General features: G+C 70.7%; 14 protein-coding genes. 3 read left to right on the top strand and 11 right to left on the bottom strand.

Annotation, left to right across the window (positions count from 1 at the left end):
• Positions 1-769 (bottom strand): recombinase family protein (locus ACQKIP_RS07870; RefSeq protein WP_427742501.1); only part of this gene is annotated, 769 nt, incomplete at its 3' end.
• A 234-nt stretch (positions 770-1003) separates the two neighbouring features.
• Here ACQKIP_RS07870 and ACQKIP_RS07865 point away from each other — a divergent pair.
• Positions 1004-2245: a cytochrome P450 family protein gene (locus ACQKIP_RS07865; RefSeq protein ID WP_365863833.1), complete on the top strand. Its 1242-nt coding sequence runs from the start codon at positions 1004-1006 to the stop codon at positions 2243-2245.
• Positions 2246-2304: 59 nt separating this feature from the next.
• Here ACQKIP_RS07865 and ACQKIP_RS07860 read toward each other — a convergent pair whose 3' ends face one another.
• From ACQKIP_RS07860 to ACQKIP_RS07840, 5 genes are all read right to left on the bottom strand, one after another.
• Positions 2305-3297: a nucleoside triphosphate pyrophosphohydrolase gene (locus tag ACQKIP_RS07860; RefSeq protein WP_365863835.1), complete on the bottom strand. Its 993-nt coding sequence runs from the start codon at positions 3295-3297 to the stop codon at positions 2305-2307.
• A gap of 120 nt (positions 3298-3417) precedes the next feature.
• Positions 3418-4083, bottom strand: a complete 666-nt coding sequence (locus tag ACQKIP_RS07855) for a SurA N-terminal domain-containing protein (protein ID WP_365863837.1) — start codon at positions 4081-4083, stop codon at positions 3418-3420.
• A gap of 133 nt (positions 4084-4216) precedes the next feature.
• Positions 4217-5788, bottom strand: a complete 1572-nt coding sequence (locus ACQKIP_RS07850) for a serine/threonine-protein kinase (RefSeq protein WP_365863839.1) — start codon at positions 5786-5788, stop codon at positions 4217-4219.
• Between the two features lie 2 nt (positions 5789-5790).
• Positions 5791-6375 carry a hypothetical protein gene (locus ACQKIP_RS07845; RefSeq protein ID WP_365863840.1) on the bottom strand — a complete coding sequence of 195 codons (585 nt, stop codon included), beginning with the start codon at positions 6373-6375 and terminating at the stop codon, positions 5791-5793.
• Between the two features lie 183 nt (positions 6376-6558).
• Positions 6559-8604 carry an N-6 DNA methylase gene (locus tag ACQKIP_RS07840; protein WP_365863842.1) on the bottom strand — a complete coding sequence of 682 codons (2046 nt, stop codon included), beginning with the start codon at positions 8602-8604 and terminating at the stop codon, positions 6559-6561.
• A 197-nt stretch (positions 8605-8801) separates the two neighbouring features.
• Between ACQKIP_RS07840 and ACQKIP_RS07835 the strand changes: the two genes are divergently transcribed.
• Positions 8802-9581 carry a hypothetical protein gene (locus ACQKIP_RS07835; protein WP_365863843.1) on the top strand — a complete coding sequence of 260 codons (780 nt, stop codon included), beginning with the start codon at positions 8802-8804 and terminating at the stop codon, positions 9579-9581.
• A gap of 27 nt (positions 9582-9608) precedes the next feature.
• Here ACQKIP_RS07835 and ACQKIP_RS07830 read toward each other — a convergent pair whose 3' ends face one another.
• Both ACQKIP_RS07830 and ACQKIP_RS07825 read right to left on the bottom strand, forming a co-directional pair.
• A complete protein-coding gene (locus tag ACQKIP_RS07830; RefSeq protein WP_365863845.1) occupies positions 9609-10352 on the bottom strand; it encodes an N-acetyltransferase in 744 nt (247 codons plus the stop codon).
• A 117-nt stretch (positions 10353-10469) separates the two neighbouring features.
• Positions 10470-11168, bottom strand: coding sequence for an HNH endonuclease family protein (locus ACQKIP_RS07825; RefSeq protein WP_365863896.1), 699 nt, complete (start codon positions 11166-11168; stop codon positions 10470-10472).
• Positions 11169-11427: 259 nt separating this feature from the next.
• On the opposite strand from ACQKIP_RS07825, the gene ACQKIP_RS07820 reads away from it, so the two are divergent.
• A complete protein-coding gene (locus tag ACQKIP_RS07820; RefSeq protein WP_365863847.1) occupies positions 11428-11868 on the top strand; it encodes a nuclear transport factor 2 family protein in 441 nt (146 codons plus the stop codon).
• A 19-nt stretch (positions 11869-11887) separates the two neighbouring features.
• On the opposite strand, the gene mfd is transcribed toward ACQKIP_RS07820, so the two are convergent.
• The 3 genes from mfd to ACQKIP_RS07805 all read right to left on the bottom strand — a co-directional run bounded on the left by mfd (position 11888) and on the right by ACQKIP_RS07805 (position 19042).
• Positions 11888-15418 carry a transcription-repair coupling factor gene (gene mfd, locus ACQKIP_RS07815; protein ID WP_365863849.1) on the bottom strand — a complete coding sequence of 1177 codons (3531 nt, stop codon included), beginning with the start codon at positions 15416-15418 and terminating at the stop codon, positions 11888-11890.
• A gap of 253 nt (positions 15419-15671) precedes the next feature.
• On the bottom strand, positions 15672-18257 hold the full coding sequence (locus ACQKIP_RS07810; RefSeq protein ID WP_365863850.1) for an ABC transporter permease: 2586 nt from the start codon (positions 18255-18257) through the stop codon (positions 15672-15674).
• Positions 18254-19042: an ABC transporter ATP-binding protein gene (locus ACQKIP_RS07805; protein ID WP_361386845.1), complete on the bottom strand. Its 789-nt coding sequence runs from the start codon at positions 19040-19042 to the stop codon at positions 18254-18256. The genes ACQKIP_RS07810 and ACQKIP_RS07805 overlap by 4 nt, the downstream gene beginning before the upstream one ends.
• Positions 19043-19162 lie beyond the last annotated feature (120 nt).

Below are 19162 nucleotides of genomic sequence, written 5' to 3'. Positions count from 1 at the left end.
CCACATAGCCGTCGTGAATGGTCTCGCTGTACAGACGGTTACGGAGATTGGCGGGCGTCCACCGGACACCGCTGCGGGTGTGCAGCTTGCGCTTGTTCAGTTCTGCGCACGCCTCGGAGATGTTCATGCCGTCGTCGACAATGAGTCGCGCTGCCCTGTCGAGCACCATGGCTTCATGCGCGTCGGTGACGAGGACGGAGAATCGCTTACGCCGCTGGCCTTCGTACGAGGTGTCGTGCTCGATCCTGTAGCCATAAGGTGCCGGGCCACCCGGCCAGCCCCCATAGCTGATCTTCAGTTCGCGACCGGCGAGGGTGCGCTCCTTGATGCGGCGCCATTCCATCTCGGAAAAGTTGACGTGCCGCGTGAAGTGCTGCCAACCCTCTTCGGTACTGGTGTCGATCCCTTCCTTGACCGAGATGAAGGAGACGCCGATGTCGGCCATGTCCCAGGCCCACTGGTAGGCAGCGCGCGCCGTACGCCCGATGCGGTCGACCGCGGGTACGAGGATGCGGTTGAAGCACAGCCGGTGTGCGTCGCGGACAAGGCGGTCCATCTCCGGGCGGCTCTCCAGGGAGCCGGAGACCGCTTCGTCCACGTATGAGCCGTGGACGGTGGCCTCGGGGTGGCATGCGAGCCAGCCGTTGCAGATCTTGTCCTGCTCTTCGAGACCGAAACCGTCGAGTTGGTTCGGCGTAGAAACGCGGGCGTATTTGGCGACAACGACGGCCGTCGAAGCTGCCGAATACGAGCGTGCCACAATGGGCATGTTCAGTCCTCCAAGACTGTTCCGTCCCCGGGGTGTTCGCGCACCGCTGGGAAGGTTCCGGCTCCTTTGCGCTGCTGCAAGCGCTCTGGGGCCGGTGCCGTTTGGGAAACCGTACTCACTATTCCGGTGCTCCGAAGTGAAGTTGATCGGATTCCAGATGCCGGGCAGGGCGAGGCCACAGATCGCGTACCACCGCCGGCACGCCACCCGGTCGGAGCCCGATACCGTCAGGGCGTGAACGTTCCTGACACCACGCCCGAGCTCTTCACCTGGGAATTCGCCACGGACCCCTACCCGGCATACGCCTGGCTCAGGGAGAACTCGCCCGTCCATAGAACAAAACTGCCCAGCGGCGTCGAAGCCTGGCTCGTGACGCGGTATGCGGACGCCCGCCAGACGCTCGCGGACACGCGCCTCTCCAAGAACCCCGTGCACCATTCCGAGGACGCCCACGCGAAGGGCAAGACCGGGATTCCCGGCGAACGCAGCGCCAACCTGATGACACATCTGCTCAACATCGACCCGCCGGACCACACTCGGCTGAGGCGGCTCGTGTCGAAGGCGTTCACACCGCGCCGCGTGGCCGAATTCGAGCCTCGGGTACAAGAACTCGCCGACGGTTTCATCGACCGGTTCGCCGCGACGGGCGAGGCCGACCTCATTCACGAGTTTGCCTTCCCGCTCCCCATCTATGCCATCTGCGACCTGCTCGGCGTTCCCCGCGAGGACCAGGACGACTTCCGTGACTGGGCGGGAATGATGATCCGGCACGGTGGAGGGCCGCGGGGCGGGGTCGCCCGGTCCGTGAAGAAGATGCGCGGGTATCTCGCCGAGCTAATCCACCGAAAGCGCCTCGCCCCGGGAGACGACCTCATCTCCGGGCTCATCCGTGCTTCGGACCACGGCGAACACCTCACCGAGAACGAAGCAGCCGCGATGTGCTTCGTACTCTTGTTCGCTGGTTTTGAAACAACCATCAACCTGATCGGTAACGGTGTCTACGCGCTGCTGCGCAATCCTGTTCAGCGTTCTCTGCTTCAGGATTCCGTTCAGCGCCAGGATCACAGCCTTCTCGAGACCGGCATCGAGGAGTTGCTGCGCTTCGACGGACCCGTGGAGATGGCTACGTGGCGGTACGCAACGCAAGCACTCGAAATCGGCGGGCAGCGGATCGCTCAAGGCGATCCCGTCCTGGTCGTACTCGCCGCGGCGGACCGTGATCCCGCTCGTTTCGACGAGCCGGCCACCCTCGACCTGTCCCGAACGGACAACCCTCACCTCGGCTACGGCCACGGCATCCACTACTGCGTGGGTGCACCGCTCGCACGGCTGGAGGGACGCATCGCGCTGGCAACCTTGCTCAAGCGGCTGCCGGACATTGAGCTGGCCGTCACACCGGACGAGCTTCGTTGGAGGGGCGGCCTGATCATGCGCGGTCTGCGTACGCTCCCCATCGCCTTCACTCCCGCCGAATGACTCTTGCCGCACGGATCACCGGCGCCGCTTCCCCTCCCGTTCTCAAGGCAGCCGCTGCCTCAAAGGTGCCCGCCTCCCGCACCCTCCACCGCCAGCACCGCATCCCGGTAAGCCCGCGCCGCCGCCCGCAGCGCTGCCTCCGGGTCCGTGCCCTCTGACTCTGCTCGCAGGGCCAGTGCGAGGAGGTCGTAGCCGATGCCCTCGCCCGGCGGGGGCGTCACGGTGAGGCCCGCCGTCCTGACCCGGGAAGCCAGCTTCGACGCGAGAGCCAGGCCCGGCTGGCCCAGGGGGATGCCCTCCGTCACCGATGAGCGCTGCTTCTCCTGCGCCTTCACGCGCAGCCAGTTCGCCCTCACGTCCTCGGGGGTGTCCGCCGAGCCGTCGCCGAAGATGTGCGGGTGGCGGTTGATCAGCTTCTCGACGATCGTGCCCGCCACGTCGTCCACCGAGAAGGGGGCGTCCTCGTCCTCCTCCGCGATGCGGGAGTGGAAGACCACCTGGAGCAGGACGTCGCCGAGCTCCTCCCGCAGTTCCTCCCTGTCGCCCTCCTCGATCGCCTCGACCAGCTCGTACGCCTCCTCGATCGCGTACTTCGCCAGGCCCTTGTGCGTCTGCTGGGACGACCACGGGCACTCGTCCCGGATCTGGTCCATGACCTGGACGAGGTCCAGGAGCCGCGCGCCCGGCAGGTCGTACGACGCCGGGAGCAGTTCCAGGTCCGGCATGGACACGCGGCCCGAGCCCGCGAGCCTCGCGAGACCGTCCGTCAGGGCGCTGTCCCCCTCGGCGGCGGCGATCACCACGACCGTGCGCCCGCCCGCGCAGGCGTCCACCAGCTCCTGTGCCGTGGGTGCCGCGTGGTCCACGGCCACGCCCGCCTCGCCCAGATACGGCAGCTGGGGGTGCGCGGCGTCGGCGCACATGACCTCGTCCGCCCCGTGCAGGGCCTGCCACGCGGGCCAGGAGAGGAGCCCGGGGGCCACCCGGTGGCTGGTCGTGAGCAGGATGACGCGTCCGGGAGAGGCAGCCGGGGGCGTGGTTTCGTTCGTCACGCGTCGAACGTAACCCACACCGCCGACAGCGCCTCCACCCGATCGATACGCCTGCTGCGACCCGGCTGCTGCCGCGCCTGCTGCGGCCCGGCTGCTGCCACGCCTGCTGCGGCCCGGCTGCTACGCCTGCTGCGGCTTGGCCGCGCCGCCCCCGGACACCTCGCGCACCCACGGCGTCTTCGCGTCCGCGCGCTGGCTCTTCTTCACGTCCCACTTGCCGTAGCGCGGGTTGAGGTCCACGTCCAGCTTCTTGGAGGCCTTGGAGAGCGCCTTCCAGAAGATCGCCTGGCCCTCCGGGGCGTTCATGTCCGCGCCCAGCTTCTTCGCCAGCTTCTGGGCCTCGATCTCCGTGCGGAGGCTGTCGTCGAGGCGGGAGGGGGCGACGCTGTACTGCTGGAGCCAGCCCTGTTCGAGGGCCTTCTTGCCGCCCTGCTGCTGTTCGAGGCCCGACCGCAGGGTCTGGATCTCGCGGCGCGAGACGTTGACGCCCTCGTCGGCCGCCGCGCGGTGCAGGACCTTGTCCAGGACCATCGTGTGCAGCGTGCTGCGGGTGAGACCGCCGGTCTTGGCGATGGCCTGTTCGTACTGCTGCTCGTCCGGGATCGCGGCGCGCTGTGCGTCGCGCACCTCGTTCACCCGGCTCTCCAGCTGCGAGACCGTGATCCGGTCCTTGCCCACGACGGCCGCGGCGCCCGGATGGGCCTCGCTGCCGCAGGCGGTCAGGAGGGGGGCCGCGGCGACGGCTGCGGCGGAGAGAACGAGCGCGGTGCGACGGCGGCGGTGCAAGTGAGCCTCCCGGTCGAGAGATTGTGCGGCGGTGCACAAAGTCTTGCGGTGATCGATGTTAGGCAGTGGCCGGTCTCTCGGCCACCCATTCGACCAACGATTCGGGGTGCAGTTGGGGCACCCCTTGCCTCCGCTAACCGCGCACTTGCCCCAGCCACTGCAACGTACGCCGGATCTCCGCCGGGAACGGATGGCCCACGCCGTGCATCCGTTCGGCGTCCATGAGCAGCCGCGCCAGCGTGTCGTGCGCCGCGGCACGGTCGCCCAGGGCGAGCAGCAAGTGGCCGATGCGGCGGCGGATGTCGAGGGGGCGTTCGCGGTCGTCGGATGCGTAGCGGTTCTCGTAGTAAGGGAGGAGGGACCTGTACTCCGCGAGGGCCGCCGCCGGTTCGCCGAGTTGCTCCAGGCACTGCGCGGCCTCGTAGCGGAACTGGAGCGAGTGCGGGTCGGCCTGGCCTGACTCGGCGGCGCGCTCGTCGGCGAGGCGGCGCAGTTCGGGCAGGGCGCGGCGGTACTGGCCGTCGTCCATGAGGGTCGCCGCGTACTGCTTGCGCAGGGAGCGGACCACCGGGGAGTGCTCGCCGTGCTTGGCGGCTGCCGCGGGCAGGATCGAGCCGAGGATGTCCACGGCCCGGGTGATGCGGCCCTCGCCGAGCAGCCGCTTGACCTCGTCGACGGCGCGCACGACGTCGGTCTGGCTGCCGGGGCCGCCGGAACCCGGGCGCTGGTCGGGCCGGTCGGGCTGGATGCCGGGGGCCGGCGCGGGTGTCGTCGCGCGGTCGGGCCACGGTGCGTGCGGGCGCAGGAAGGGGCGCGTCGGGTCGAGCGGGCTGCCGGTGGGGATGCCGCGCGCGGGAAGCAGCGGCGCCAGTTCCTCGTAGACCTCCTGGGCGCTGCCGTGCCGGTGCTGGGGGTCCTTGGCGAGGAGCCGGAGCACCAGGGCTTCGAGGGCTTCGGGGACCTCGGGGCGCAGGCGGCGGACGGGGACCGGCGGTTCGTAGAGGTGGCGGTGCAGGACGCCGAGGGCGGTGGAGCCGGAGAACGGCACGTCACCGCTGAGGAGTTCGTGCAGCAGGACGCCGAGGGCGTACAGGTCGGTGTACGGGCCGACCGCGCCGCCCATCGCCTGCTCGGGAGCCATGTACGCGGGGCTGCCGATGGGTGAGCCGGTGTGCGTGAGGCGGGTGGTGTCGGTGTCCATGACCGAGGCGATGCCCAGGTCGAGGATGGAGACCGTGCCGTCCTGCTTGACCATCACGTTCCGCGGCTTGAGGTCGCGGTGCACGATCGGCACGGCGTGCACCGCCGAGAGCACCGCGCACAGCTGGGCGGCGATGGCGACGGCCCACTGCCACGGGTAGGGGTCGTGCTCGGCGAGGTGGTCGCCGAGGTCCGCCCCGTCCACGTACTGCATGACGAGGTAGAGGTCCTCGCCCTCCGTGCCCGCGTCGTGGACCGTGACCAGGCCGGGGTGGTCGACCTGTGCGGTGACGCGGCACTCGCGCACGAAGCGGCGGCGCAGCTCGTCGGCCTCGGCGCCCGCGACCCGGTCGGGGCGAAGGAGCTTGACCGCCACGCGGCGGTCGAGGCGTTGGTCGTACGCCGTCCAGACCTGGCCCATGCCGCCCTGGCCGATGAGCGCGGAGAGTTCGTAGCGTTCGGCGACGACACGGCCGCCCGTCCCCAGTGGCGTCCCCGGTGACACGTTCAGTTGCCGCCTTCCTGCTTGCGCAGGTAGTCACTGAGCTCGTCGAGCTCGGCCTGTACTTGGTGGATGCGGGCCGGTGCGGGACGCGTGGGCGGGGGTGGCGTCTGCTGTGCCGGCGGCTGCTGGACCGGCGTCTGGTGCGGCAGCTGCGTGGGCTGGAGGTGGACGGGGGCCTGGCCCTGCTGCTGCGGATAGCCGTAGGCGGGCTGCGTCTGGGCGTAGCTCGGGTACTGCGGCTGTCGGTACCGGTTGAAGTAGCGGATGTCCGCGAAGAGGTAGTAGATGACCGAGGCCAGCATCGTCGTCAGGAGAATCACCATGCCCGCGTTTCCGGGGCCCTGGAAGTCCTCCTCGCCCGGGTCGACGGCGACGAGCACCAGAGCCGTCACGTCGAGCGCGGACACGAGCGCGAAGAGGAACCAGTCGTGGGGCTTGCGCGTCACGAGCGCGAGCCGCAGCATCGGCGCCCAGGCGGCGAGCCCGCACGTCACGACGGCAAGGACCACGAACAGCACGCGCAGCGTCACATGGGTGCCGCCGGGGGGCGGCGGCGGTTGCTGCGGCGCATAGCCGTGGCCGTGCATGGCTGCTCCTGGTGCCTGATGCGGCCGTGCGTTGCCCCGGGGGAACGCACGGCCGAAAGTCGGAATACGAACGGATGCTGATTCGAGCGTATAGGCCGACAAGGAGAAGCGGTCCCGGGTTGTACCGAACCGTTGCCGTACTGGTCACGTCCTGATCGCGGTCCCGTGCGGAACCCGGTCGTATCACTTCGGCGGAAGCGTGCCGTCCGTCAGTCCGTCGTGCAGGCCCCGCACCAACTGCTCGCCCAGCACGGCCGTGAGGCGCAGGGTGTCCTCGAAGGCGGCGAGCGACCGGAACCGCTCCCCGTACCCGCGCTGTCCCTCGAGCGGCAGGCGCGGCAGCTGGAGCCTGCGGACGTCGAGCCGGGCCGCGGTGGACGCATAGCTGCTCGCCCGGCGGTTGTTGGCGGTGCCGCGCAGGAAGCCGGCGAGGAACCAGGGGTCGAGGGCGGCCGGGTCGGGGCGCAGGAGGGTGAGCCCCCTGCCGAGGGCGGCGCCCGCCGTGGTCGCGTCGATGACGCGGGCGACGGTGGTGCCGCCGGAGACCGGGACGACGACGTCGCCGGGGCGGGTCACCACAGGGTCGCCGACCTGGTCGACCGGCGGGCCGACGGATCCCGAGGGTTCCGTTCCGGCCAGCACGTCGTGCTCGGTGAGGACCCGGGTGACGCCGGGCGCCGCCCCTCCCGCGCCGGTTCCCGTGTGCAGCAGCAGCGCGCCCGCGCGGGCGAGTTCCCCCACCGTGGTGAGCGGCCCGCTGATCGCGTCGGCCGCCTTCACGGGCGGCGGCATGAGATCGGCCGTCCGCCGTACGGCGTCCCCGAGCCGTGCGCGGACGGCCGCCAGCTCCTCGGCGCCGCCGCCCGCGGCCGGGGGCGGCAGGCGGCGGGCCGGGGCCAGGTCGACCTCGTCGTCGAGGAGTTCGAGCACCGGTACGCAGCGGGCGAGTCCCGGCTGTTCGTCGACCGTGCCGTGCCGGTCGAAGCGGCGCCAGACGTCAAGGACGGCGTCCCGCACCGGCTGCCACGTCCGCCGGTCCCTGCCGTCGACCGCGGCGAGCCCTGCCGTCTCGACGAGGAGCAGTCCGGACGGGGCCTGCACGCCGGGCGCCGGCCTCTTCAGGACCCAGACGTGCAGCGGGATGTTGTACGGGGGTGCCGCGCCTGCGGGTAGTGCGATGACGGCCCGCAGGGCGCCGCGGCGCAGCAGATCGGCGCGCACCCGGCGCCCCGAGCGGCGGGACGCGGCGGCGGGCGGCATCAGCAGGACCGCGGTGCCGTCGTCCTTGAGCCGGGCCAACGCGTGCTGTACCCAGGCGAGTTCGGACTCCGTACGGGCCGGGAAGCCGTACTCCCACCGGGGGTCGTAGGCGAGTTCGTCGTGCCCCCAGTTGCGCTCGTTGAACGGCGGGTGGCAGAGCACCGCGTCGGCCCGTGTCCCGGCGAAGGCGTCCGCGCGCAGGGTGTCGGCGGCGGCGGTGCGCACGCGGGCGTCGGAGTGCAGGGCGAGGCGCAGGGCCGTGAGGGCGGCGAGTTCGGGGGCGCTGTCCTGGCCGTGGAGGAACTGGCCGGGGCCCGGCTCGACGGCTCGCAGCAGGGCGCCGGTCCCGCATGCGGGGTCGAGCACGGTCGTCGCGGGCCCGGCGAGCGCGGCCATCAGGTCGGCGGGTTCGGCCGGAGTGAGGGTGTACTGCCGGGGGTTGGCGTCGATGTGCCGCCCGATCAGGAACTCGTACGCCTGCCGGGCCCCCGCCTCGGAGGCGAGTTCGGCCACGCCGCGCAGGAGGGGGACGGAGGGCAGCAGCTGCACGGCGTCGGGGACGGGCGGGACCGGGCCGCCGAAGCGGGGGGCGACCGCACTTTCCAGCGCCTTCACAAGCAGCTCGGCCATCCGCTCGTCCGGCTCCGCGCTCGCCTTGGTCCACTCCGAGGGCCGGTCCCGTACGAGGAGCAGGGCGCAGCCCGCGTGCAGGAGGGCGGTGACCGGGCCCGCGGGGTGGCCCGCGAGGTGCTGCCAGACGCGTTCCCGCAGCGGTACTTCACCCAGCTTGCCCTGGGCGCGCAGCCACTTCTCGATCTCCGTGAGCGCGAAGGAGGGGCTGGTCTCCGTGCCGCCGACGGGCCTGGGGAAGTCGGGGTGGCGGCGCCGCCAGTTGCTGACGGCCGCCCGGCCCACACCGGCGAGCCGGGCGATCCCCGCGGCGGTCACCTCTGTCACGTTGTCCCGCACCGCCTGGCTCCCCTCGCTCCCGCCGCCCCGCCGGCAGCGTGCCCGCCCCGGCGTGTGTGGCGCCGATCCTACTCGCGCACGCGGAAGCACCGACTTCACGCGTGTGTACTGAGCTTCGCATCTATGTCGTGTTGACTCGGTTCACAAGCTCTGTTGAAATATTGACAGCACTTCCGAGTTCCCGTGGGGGGATCTTCATGCGACGTACCACTCTTGCCGCCGTTTGCCTGGCCGCCGCAGCGACCGTAGGGCTGACCGCCTGCGGCACCGAATCCGCGGGGTCGGGAGGGTCCGGCAGCGCCAGAGGATCGAGCGATGCCGGGAAGAAGAAGGCGGAGCCGTTCCCCGGCCTGTCCGGGCCCGAGATAGTCGACAAGGCGGTGAAGGCGACGACCGACGCCTCGTCCCTCACCGTGCAGGGCAAGGTCCCGGACGAGGGCGGCACCATCGGGCTGGACATGGCCTTCGACACCAAGGGACAGTGCGCGGGCTCGATGGCCATGGGCGGGGAGGGCTCGCTCGACCTGATCACGACCGCGAGCACGGTCTACATGAAGTACGACGAGAAATTCCTGCGCGCCCAGGGCAAGGGCGAGCCCGCCGCCGAGACCGACGCCGCCGTGGACATGCTCGCCGACAAGTGGGTGAAGACGTCCGCCACCGGCGCCGACACCGAGGAGATCGCCGAGTTCTGCGACCTGGACGTCCTGCTCGCGGACTTCAAGGACGTCGACTCCGCCGCCCGCAGAGGCAAGACGACCACGGTCGACGGCACACCGGCCCTCACGCTCACCGAACGGGACGGCAAGGACCGGCACACCCTCTACGTCGCGACGGAGGGCAAGCCGTACCTGCTGAAGATCGTGAACGAGAGCGCCGGGACGCCGGAGTTCCTGTCGTTCGGCGACTTCGACAAGCCGGTGGACGCGACGCCGCCCAAGGGCGACGTCATGGACATCGACAAGCTCGCGGGCTGACTCCCGGGGCCGGGCGGCGGCACGGGCTCACAGCACGTGCCGTACCCACACGTTCGGCTCGACGTACACCGCGTACCCGCGCTCCGGCTCGCAGTGCACCGGCACCAGCGCGCCCGGCACCTCGACCGGGCCCGCCGTGTCGAAGGGCAGGCCCGTCCACGCCCGCCACTGCGCGGTCGACCCGGACACCGTCATCGATGCGTGCGCCACCTTCGCGATGGTGCCGCCCGCCCGCACGTGCACCCGCAGCCACGGGTCGGCGGGCAGGCCGTCGTCCCGCTTGCGCTGTGCGTACGTGTCGATCGGCGCGGCCGGTTCGAGGTGCTTGGCGTTGGGGCGCACCGGTGCAACGACTTCCGCGAAGCCGCGCGCGCGTGCGTTCTCGCGCATCGCGGCGAGCATCCGCCCCGAGACACCCTGCCCGAGGTACTCCTTGGCCACGGTGATCTCGATGGCGCTCACCGTGTCGGGCTTCCTGCCGTGCCGCAGGTCCGAGAACGCCCACAGCATGACCTGGTCCCAGCCGCCGTCCGGCAGCTCACCGCGCCCCTCGGCACGCAGCGCGAACGGCACGCTGAACCCCTTGGCCGCGACCTCGCCCCGCTCGTCCGTGGCGACCAGGACGTACTCGGGGAAGTCCGTGACGATCCGCCCGATCATCGACCACGCGATGGGGTCGTTCCCGATGAACTCGGGCCAGGTGTCGTCCATCGCCCAGAGCGGCTCCGCCAGTTCGGGCCGCTCGGACAGGGTCGTGATCTTCAGGTCCATGCCTCGGACGCTAGCGGGCACGGTCGCCCCTGTTAAGCCATTTTCCGTCCGTACGAGCCGGTGCCGGGGCCCGCATCGGCGCGCGGGGAAGCCGCCTCAGCGCGCGTGGCAGCAGCCTCAGCGCGCGTGGAAGCGGCCCGGCGCCGCCGTCGGGCTGTCGCCGGTGGGCAGCTTCTCGTCGGGGCAGTCCGACAGGACCCGCTTCATCGCGTCCCGTTCCGCGCCCGTCACCCACACCCCGTACTTCTTCTTCACCGCCACCTGCCGGGCCACGTACGCGCACCGGTAGCCCTTGTCCGGCGGCAGCCAGGTGGCCGTGTCACCGTCGCCCTTGCCGCGGTTGGGGCCCGCGTCGACCGCGAGGAGGTTGAGCGGGTCGTTGGCGAAGGCGATGCGCTTGCTCGGCTCCCACTTGCCCGCGCCCTTCTGCCAGGCGTCCGAGAGAGCGACGAGATGGTCGATGTCGACCTGGCTGCGGCCGCGCACGAACGTCACTTCTTTGCCGGTGTAGGGGTCGGGCGAGAGCTTTCCGGACGCCACGTCGCAGTCCCCGCCGTCGCGGTACTTCACGTCGTCGAGGTCGCGCCTGAGTATGTCGTCGCGGGTGCCGCAGCCGTTGGAGTCCGTGTCGGCCCAGGGGCTGCCGAACCGGTCGCGGTCGTAACCGGTCTTGGGCGCGCGGCCCTTGACCGTGAGCGTGTCGACGGCGGCGAGCGCGGGCCCTGCCTTGGCGCCGGGCCCGGACGAGCCGCCGGTCTTCTCCTCGGGCGAGCACCCCGTGAAGGCTCCGGTCGCGGTGACGACGAGCGCGAGCAGCAGCGCGGTGCGGACTCCGCGCCTGCCGGGCCTCACTCCGCCCGTGCCCCGCCCGTCACGGACGAGCCCCGCCTCGGCTCCATGCCCCACGGCACATCCCCTCCCCTTGCTCAACGCGCCGCTTCACGCGCCGTTTCACGCGCTGCGGTCTTCCACCGTCACCGTAATGGCCGCCGGTATTACCTCCGGCGTAATCGACCCTTCCCCGGCGCCGCGGAAGTATCGAGGGCATCGCAGGAACACCGACCGAGGAGTCCCGATGACCGTCACGCCCACGCCCGCACCCGCGCCCTCCGCCGAAGACGCCACCCGCGCCGCCGTCCAGGCCTTCCTCGGCTACCGGCTGGCCGGTGACACCGAAGGCCTCACCGCCCTCTTCTCCGACGAGGTCGACTGGATGCTCGCCGAGAACCCGGGCGTGCCGTGGATCCGGCCGCGGACCACCGCCGCCGAGTGCGCCGCCCAGTCGGACGAACTCGCCGCGCACACGGTCCCGGAGAAGGCCGGCGCCTCCGTCGACACCATCATGGTCGACGGAACGGAAGCCGTGATCTTCGGACAGCTCCGGGGCACCGTACGCGAGACCGGCAAGTCCTTCGAAGGGCCCTTCGCGCTGCGGCTGACCGTCGAGGACGGCCGGGTCACGCGCCACCACCTCTACGAGAACAGCCGCTCGATCGCCGACGCCTGCACCCCATAGGGCCCGGCAACGACCCCGGTTACGACCCCAGGATCGACGTCAGGAACTCCCCCACCCAGCCGAGCAGTTCACGCCCGACCAGCGGCTTCCCGCCGACCTTGGCCGTCTTGGGGCGCGGCACCAGAAGCTGGTGGGCGCCCGGCTTGATGACCGTGCCGGGGTAGAGGCGCTTGAGGCGCAGCTCCTGCGACTCCCGCAGCTCCACCGGGGCGAAGCGGATGTTGTTGCCCTGGAGCACGATCTCGCCGACCGAGCACGCGCGGGCCAGCATCCGCATGCCCGCCACCAGGAGGAGGTTCTCCACGGGCTCCGGCAGCTTGCCGTAGCGGTCGGTGAGCTCCTCGCGCACCGCCTTGATGTCCTCCTCGCTGCTCGCGGAGGCGATCGAACGGTAGGCCGCCAGGCGCAGGCGCTCGCCGGGTGCGTAGTCGTGCGGGACGTGCGCGTCGACCGGCAGCTCGACCTTGACCTCCAGCGGCGGCTCCTCCTCCACGCCGCCCTCCAGGGAAGCGCGGTAGTCGGCCACCGCCTCGCCCACCATGCGTACGTAGAGGTCGAAGCCGACGCCCGCGATGTGTCCGGACTGTTCGCCGCCCAGGAGGTTGCCCGCGCCGCGGATCTCCAGGTCCTTCATCGCCACGTACATGCCCGCGCCCATCTCCGTGTGCTGGGCGATCGTGGCCAGGCGCTCGTGGGCGGTCTCCGTGAGGGGCTTCTCCGGCGGGTAGAGGAAGTAGGCGTAACCGCGCTCGCGGCCACGGCCCACGCGTCCGCGCAGCTGGTGCAGCTGGGAGAGGCCGAAGTTGTCGCCGCGCTCGACGATCAGGGTGTTGGCGTTGGAGATGTCGATGCCCGACTCGACGATGGTCGTGGAGACGAGCACGTCGAACTTCTTCTCCCAGAAGTCCACCACCACCTGCTCCAGGGCCTGTTCGGACATCTGGCCGTGCGCGGTGGCGATACGGGCCTCGGGGACGATGTCCCGCAGCCGGGCCGCGGCCCGGTCGATCGACTCGACGCGGTTGTGGATGTAGAAGACCTGGCCCTCGCGCAGGAGTTCGCGGCGGATGGCCGCGCCGATCTGCTTCTCCTCGTAGGGACCGACGAAGGTCAGGACCGGGTGGCGCTCCTCGGGGGGCGTGGTGATCGTCGACATCTCGCGGATGCCGGTCACGGCCATTTCGAGCGTACGGGGAATGGGGGTGGCCGACATCGTGAGCACGTCGACGTTGGCGCGCAGCTTCTTCAGCTGCTCCTTGTGCTCGACGCCGAAGCGCTGCTCCTCGTCGACGATGACCAGGCCCAGGTCCTTGAACTTCGTCTCGGAGGAGAAGAGGCGGTGGGTGCCGATGACGATGTCGATCGAGCCGTCGTGCAGGCCCTCCAGGGTCGCCTTGGACTCCGTCTCCGTCTGGAAGCGGCTGAGCGCCCGTACCTTCACCGGGAATTGCGAGTACCGCTCGGAGAACGTGCCGAAGTGCTGCTGCACCAGGAGCGTGGTCGGCACGAGCACCGCGACCTGCTTGCCGTCCTGGACGGCCTTGAAGGCGGCGCGGACCGCGATCTCCGTCTTGCCGTAGCCGACGTCGCCGCAGATCAGGCGGTCCATCGGGACCGTCTTCTCCATGTCGTCCTTGACCTCGGCGATGGTGGTGAGCTGGTCGGGCGTCTCCACGTACGGGAAGGCGTCCTCCAGTTCGCGCTGCCAGGGGGTGTCGGCGGCGAAGGCGTGGCCGGGGGCGGCCATGCGGGCGCTGTAGAGCTTGATGAGGTCGGCGGCGATCTCCTTGACCGCCTTCTTCGCGCGCGCCTTCGTCTTCGTCCAGTCGGCGCCGCCCAGGCGGTGCAGGGTGGGGGCCTCGCCGCCGACGTACTTGGTGATCTGCTCCAGCTGGTCGGTGGGGATGTAGAGCCGGTCGCCGGGCTGGCCGCGCTTGGCCGGGGCGTACTCCACGACGAGGTATTCGCGGGTCGCGCCCTGGACCGTGCGCTGCACCATTTCGATGTAGCGGCCGACGCCGTGCTGCTCGTGGACGATGTAGTCGCCGGTCTCCAGCGTCAGCGGGTCGATCGACTTCCTGCGGCGTGCCGGCATCCGCTGGCCGTCCTTGCCGGCCGCCTTCTGGCCGGAGAGGTCGGTCTCGGTGAGGACCGCGAGCCTGAGCGCCGGGTCCACGAAGCCGTAGTCGATCGAGCCGCAGGTGACGTGCACGAGCGAGGGCGTGAGCTCGGCGAGCTCCGCGTCCAGGCGGGCCGCGATGCCCTCGCCGCCAAGGACCTCGACGGTACGGGCCGCGGGGCCGTGGCCCTCCGTCACATAGACGGTGCGCCAGCCATCGGCGAGCCAGCCCTTGGTGTCGGCGAGCGCCTTCGCGGTGTCGCCGCGGTAGGTCTCGGTGGCGTGCATGCCGAGCTTGAGGGTGTCGTCGTCCAGGTCCTCGTCCGCGGCGAACGGGGAGACGGACCACCACATCATGCCGAGGTCGCTCGCGTGGTCACGGACGTCCGCGATGCCCCAGAGGGAGGCGGCGCCCACGTCGATCGGGGCCTCGCCGCCGCCCGCCGTGGCCGCCCAGGACGCCTGGAGGAACTCCTGCGAGGTCGCCACCAGGTCGGCCGCGCGGGTGCGCACGCGCTCGGGGTCGCAGACCACGGCCATGCTGTCCTGCGGCATGACGTCGAGCAGCAGCTCCATGTCGTCCACCAGGACGGGGGCGAGGGACTCCATGCCCTCGACGGCGATGCCCTCGGCGATCTTGCCGAGCAGTTCGCCCAGCTCGGGGTGCTGTTCGGCGAGGGCGGCGGCCCGCTCGCGCACCTCGTCGGTGAGGAGCAGCTCGCGGCAGGGCGGAGCCCACAGGCCGTGCTCGGCGACTTCGAGGGAGCGCTGGTCGGCGACCTTGAAGTAGCGGATCTCCTCGACGTCGTCGCCCCAGAACTCGACGCGCAGGGGGTGTTCCTCGGTCGGCGGGAAGACGTCCAGGATGCCGCCACGCACGGCGAACTCGCCGCGCTTCTCGACCAGCTCGACGCGGGAGTAAGCGGCTGCCGCGAGGGCCTCCACGGTGTCGTTCAGGTCCACGCTCTCGCCGGTGCGCAGGGCGACGGGCTCCAGGTCGCCCAGGCCCTTGACCTGCGGCTGGAGGACGGAGCGGACGGGGGCGACGATGACGGAGACCGGGCCGGTCTCGGGGTCGTCGGGGCGCGGGTGGGCGAGGCGGCGCAGGACGGCGAGGCGGCGGCCGACGGTGTCGGAGCGGGGCGAGAGGCGCTCGTGCGGCAGGGTCTCCCAGGAGGGGTACTCGACGACGCCGTCCGGCGGGACGATCGTGCGCAGGGCGGCCGCCAGGTCCTCGGCCTCGCGGCCGGTCGCCGTCACGGCAAGGACGGTGCGGCCCGTCTCGCGGGCGAGGGCGGCGACGGCGAAGGGGCGGGCGGCGGGCGGGCCCACCAGGTCCACGTGCATGCGGTTGCCGTCGGAGGCGGCCTTGACCGCTTCGGCCAGGGCAGCGTCCTTGACGACAGCGTCGAGCAGACCTTGCAGGCTCATGTGGGCTTTCGCTTTCCGTCCAGGATCGAGGGCGCGCGGGGGCAACGCGAACCGCCCGGCAACGTAAACGGGCCGGGGGGTCTCCAGCGTACGACTACCGAGTGACAGCCGCTGGTCGTCGAGTCCTGTCGCCGCTTCCTGTCGGCAAGATCCGGCCGGTCCGCAACGACAACGGGGAGCCGCGAACAGCAGCCGGCCCCGGCGGACGCCGCAGCGCCCGCCGGGGCCGTCTCCCGCACCCCCGTGGCGGGAGCTATTCCGTGGCGATGGCGTTCAGGACGTTCATCCGGCCCGCCCGGAAGGCGGGGACGAGCGCCGCGAACAGACCCACGAAGGCCGAGCCGATGAACACGGTGATGATCGTCGGCCAGGGGATTTCCAGGACCTTCAGGCCCTCCAGGGCGAGCAGCTTCTGGGCCGTCGCTCCCCAGCCCATCCCCAGGCCGAGGCCCAGCAGCGCGCCGAAGAGGGCGATGACCACCGACTCCATGCGGATCATGCGGCGCAGCTGGCGGCGTGAGAGGCCGATGGCCCGCATCAGGCCGATCTCGCGGGTCCGCTCGACCACCGAGAGGGCCAGGGTGTTCACGACGCCCAGGATGGCGACGATGATCGCGAGGCCGAGCAGGCCGTAGACCATGTTCAGCATCTGGCCGACCTGGTCCTTCAGGGTCTGCTTGAAGTCGGTCTGGTCCATGACCTTGTACTGCGGGTAGTCGGCCATGGCCGCCTTCAGCGACTTGTACGCCGCGTCCTGCTGCCCCTCGGCCGCCTTGGCGAACATGATGATGTTGGGCGGCATCCGGTCGGCGGGCAGGTACTTCGCCGCGGTCTTGATGTTCACGTACATCGCGCCGCCGTCGATCGCCGCGTCGCTCGACGTGATGGCCCGGACCGTGAGCTCGCCGGTCCTGCCGTGGTCGAAGGCGAGCTTCACCTTGTCGCCCACCGAGATGCCGTGGTCCTTGGCGAAGTCCTCGCCGACCGACATGGAGTCCGGCTTGTAGGCGTCGGCGAGCGTGCCGGCGACGGTCTCGCTGCGCAGGTCCTGTGCGTACGTCGCGTCGGCCGCGCTCAGGCCGACCTCCTTCGCGGTCTTGCCGTTGGGGGCCGTCAGGTCGGCCTTGATGTCCTTGTACTGGGTGATGTGGGCGATGTGGTCGGCCTTCTCCAGGGACTTCGCGGCCTTCGGGGTGATCGCCTGGCCGTTGTTCGACTGGATGATGAAGTCCGCGCCGACCGACTTGTCGAGCTCGTCCGTGGCGGAGGCCACCATCGAGGAGCCGACCACCGAGAGGCAGGCGACGAGCGCGAGGCCGATCATCAGGGCCGCGCCGGTGGCGCCGGTGCGGCGCGGATTGCGCAGGGCATTGCGCTCGGCCATCCGCCCCACGGGGCCGAACCACCGAAGGAGTACGGCGCTGATGACGCGGACCACGCCGGACGCGAGGACCGGGCCGATGACGACGAAGCCGATGAGGGTCAGGACCACGCCGCCGCCCAGGAAGAGCGAACCGTCGCTCGCCTTGTCGGCCTGCGAGGCGGTGTAGAGGCCGAAGGCGCCGGCGCCGGTGAGGACCAGGCCGATGACCGCGCGCAGGGCGCTCGCCTTGCCGTCGGCCGGGGTTCCTGCGTCGCGCAGGGCGGCCATCGGGGAGACCTTGGCGGCGCGCCGTGCGGGGAGGTAGGCGGCGAGGACGGTGACGACGATGCCGAGGACCATGCCCACCACGGGCGTCGTCCACTTGACGGTGAGGTCCTGCGTGGACAGTTCCATGCCCATGCCGGACATGAGCTGCATCAGGCCGACGGCGAGTCCGACGCCCGCACCGACCCCGAGGACCGAGCCGATGACGCCGAGCATCAGGGCCTCGACGAGCACGGAGCGGTTGACCTGCTTGCGGCTCGATCCGATGGCGCGCATCAGGCCGATCTCGCGGGTGCGCTGGGCGACCAGCATCGAGAACGTGTTGATGATGAGGAAGATGCCGACGAGGAAGGCGATTCCGGCGAAGCCGAGCATCGCGTACTTCATGACGTCCAGGAAGCCGCTGACGCTGTCGCGGTTGTCGTCCGAAGTCTCCTGCTGCGTCTTGACCTGGTACGCGGAGCCGTCCGCGCCCATGGCCCCGGCGACGTTGCGCTTGAGGACGGTGTCGCTGACGCCCGCATCGGCGGTGACGTTGACGTGGGTGAACCGGCCGGTGGTGCCGAGGAGTTCGCGCTGTGCGGTCGGGGTGTCGAAGTAGACGATCGCGGCACCGGGGTTGGTGACCTTGAAGGTGGCGATGCCGGAAATCTTGGCGGTGTGGTCGCCGGAGACGGCGATGGTGCGCAGCTCGTCACCGATCTTCAGGTGGTGCTTCTCGGCGGTGTCGGCGTCGACCATCACGTCGGTGGGACCGCGCGGGGCGTGCCCGGAGGTGATGTCCATCGAACGCAGGTCGTTGTGCGTCCAGTTGCCCGCGATGGTCGGGCCGCCGTTGGTCGGGCCGACGTTCTTCTTCTTCGCGTTGACGACGGTGACGCTCTCGCTGCTGACCGCGCCCTCGGCGGACTTGGCGCCCTGCGCCTTCTTCGCCCGCTCGACGACCGACGCGGGCATCGACTCGGGCTTGCCCGTGTCGGGCCGGTCGCCGGGGTCGGTGGCGGACTTGGAGGTGACGGTGACGTCGGCGGACGTGGCCGCGAAGAGCTTGTCGAACGTCGTGTTCATCGTGTCGGAGAAGACGAGCGTGCCGCAGACGAACGCCACCGACAGGACCACGGCCACGGCGGAGAGCGCCATGCGGCCCTTGTGCGCGAAGAAGTTGCGCATGGAGGTCTTGAGGACGGTCATGACGTACGCCCCCGCGCGTCGAAGTCCTTCATGCGGTCCAGGACGGAGTCGGCGGTCGGCGAGTACATCTCGTCGACGATCCGGCCGTCCGCGAGGTAGAGGACACGGTCCGCGTACGAGGCGGCCACCGGGTCGTGCGTGACCATCACGATGGTCTGGCCGAGCTCGGTCACCGACTTGCGCAGGAAGCCCAACACCTCCGCTCCGGCACGGGAGTCGAGGTTTCCGGTCGGCTCGTCCCCGAAGATGATCTCGGGGCGCGCGGCCAGGGCGCGGGCCACGGCGACGCGCTGCTGCTGGCCGCCGGAGAGCTCGGTGGGGCGGTGCTTGAGGCGGCCCGCGAGACCGACGGTCTCCACGACCTGGTCGAGCCAGCCGCGGTCGGGCTTGCGGCCCGCGATGTCCATCGGGAGCGTGATGTTCTCGATGGCGTTCAGCGTCGGGAGCAGGTTGAACGCCTGGAAGATGAAGCCGATCCGGTCCCGGCGCAGCTGCGTGAGCTTCTTGTCCTTCAGGCCGGTGATCTCGGTCTCGTCGAGGTAGATCTGCCCGGAGGAGACGGTGTCGAGGCCCGCGAGGCAGTGCATCAGGGTCGACTTGCCGGAGCCGGACGGGCCCATGATCGCGGTGAACTGCCCGCGGGCGATGTCCACGTCGATCTCGTCGAGCGCGACGACCCGGGTCTCCCCCGATCCGTACGCCTTCACGACCTGGCGCGCCCGTGCCGCCACGGCCGTACGCCCTCCAGTGCCCCCGTGCCTGGGAATGGTTACAGCCGATGTCACGGTAAGTCTCCTAAGTCTGTCATGCAGTAGGCCGGGCGTGTTCGCCGCGCATAAAGAGTCTGGTCGTCCGACGGCCCGGGCACCCTGGTGCCCGGCGCAGTCTTCTGCTGGGGAAAACCC

Origin of the sequence: Streptomyces sp. NPDC059900 (assembly GCF_050270335.1) — a bacterium.
GTDB lineage: Bacteria > Actinomycetota > Actinomycetes > Streptomycetales > Streptomycetaceae > Streptomyces.
The sequence above is the reverse complement of the archived record's forward strand: the minus strand, read 5'-3'. Positions and strand labels throughout refer to the sequence as shown.

Coding starts and splice junctions, on each gene's coding strand:
- mfd (WP_365863849.1), bottom strand. CDS start 15,418: ATGAGCCTGCAAGGTCTGCTCGACGCTGTCGTCAAGGACGCTGCCCTG.
- ACQKIP_RS07845 (WP_365863840.1), bottom strand. CDS start 6,375: ATGCACGGCCACGGCTATGCGCCGCAGCAACCGCCGCCGCCCCCCGGC.
- ACQKIP_RS07835 (WP_365863843.1), top strand. CDS start 8,802: ATGCGACGTACCACTCTTGCCGCCGTTTGCCTGGCCGCCGCAGCGACC.
- ACQKIP_RS07820 (WP_365863847.1), top strand. CDS start 11,428: ATGACCGTCACGCCCACGCCCGCACCCGCGCCCTCCGCCGAAGACGCC.
- ACQKIP_RS07830 (WP_365863845.1), bottom strand. CDS start 10,352: ATGGACCTGAAGATCACGACCCTGTCCGAGCGGCCCGAACTGGCGGAG.
- ACQKIP_RS07810 (WP_365863850.1), bottom strand. CDS start 18,257: ATGACCGTCCTCAAGACCTCCATGCGCAACTTCTTCGCGCACAAGGGC.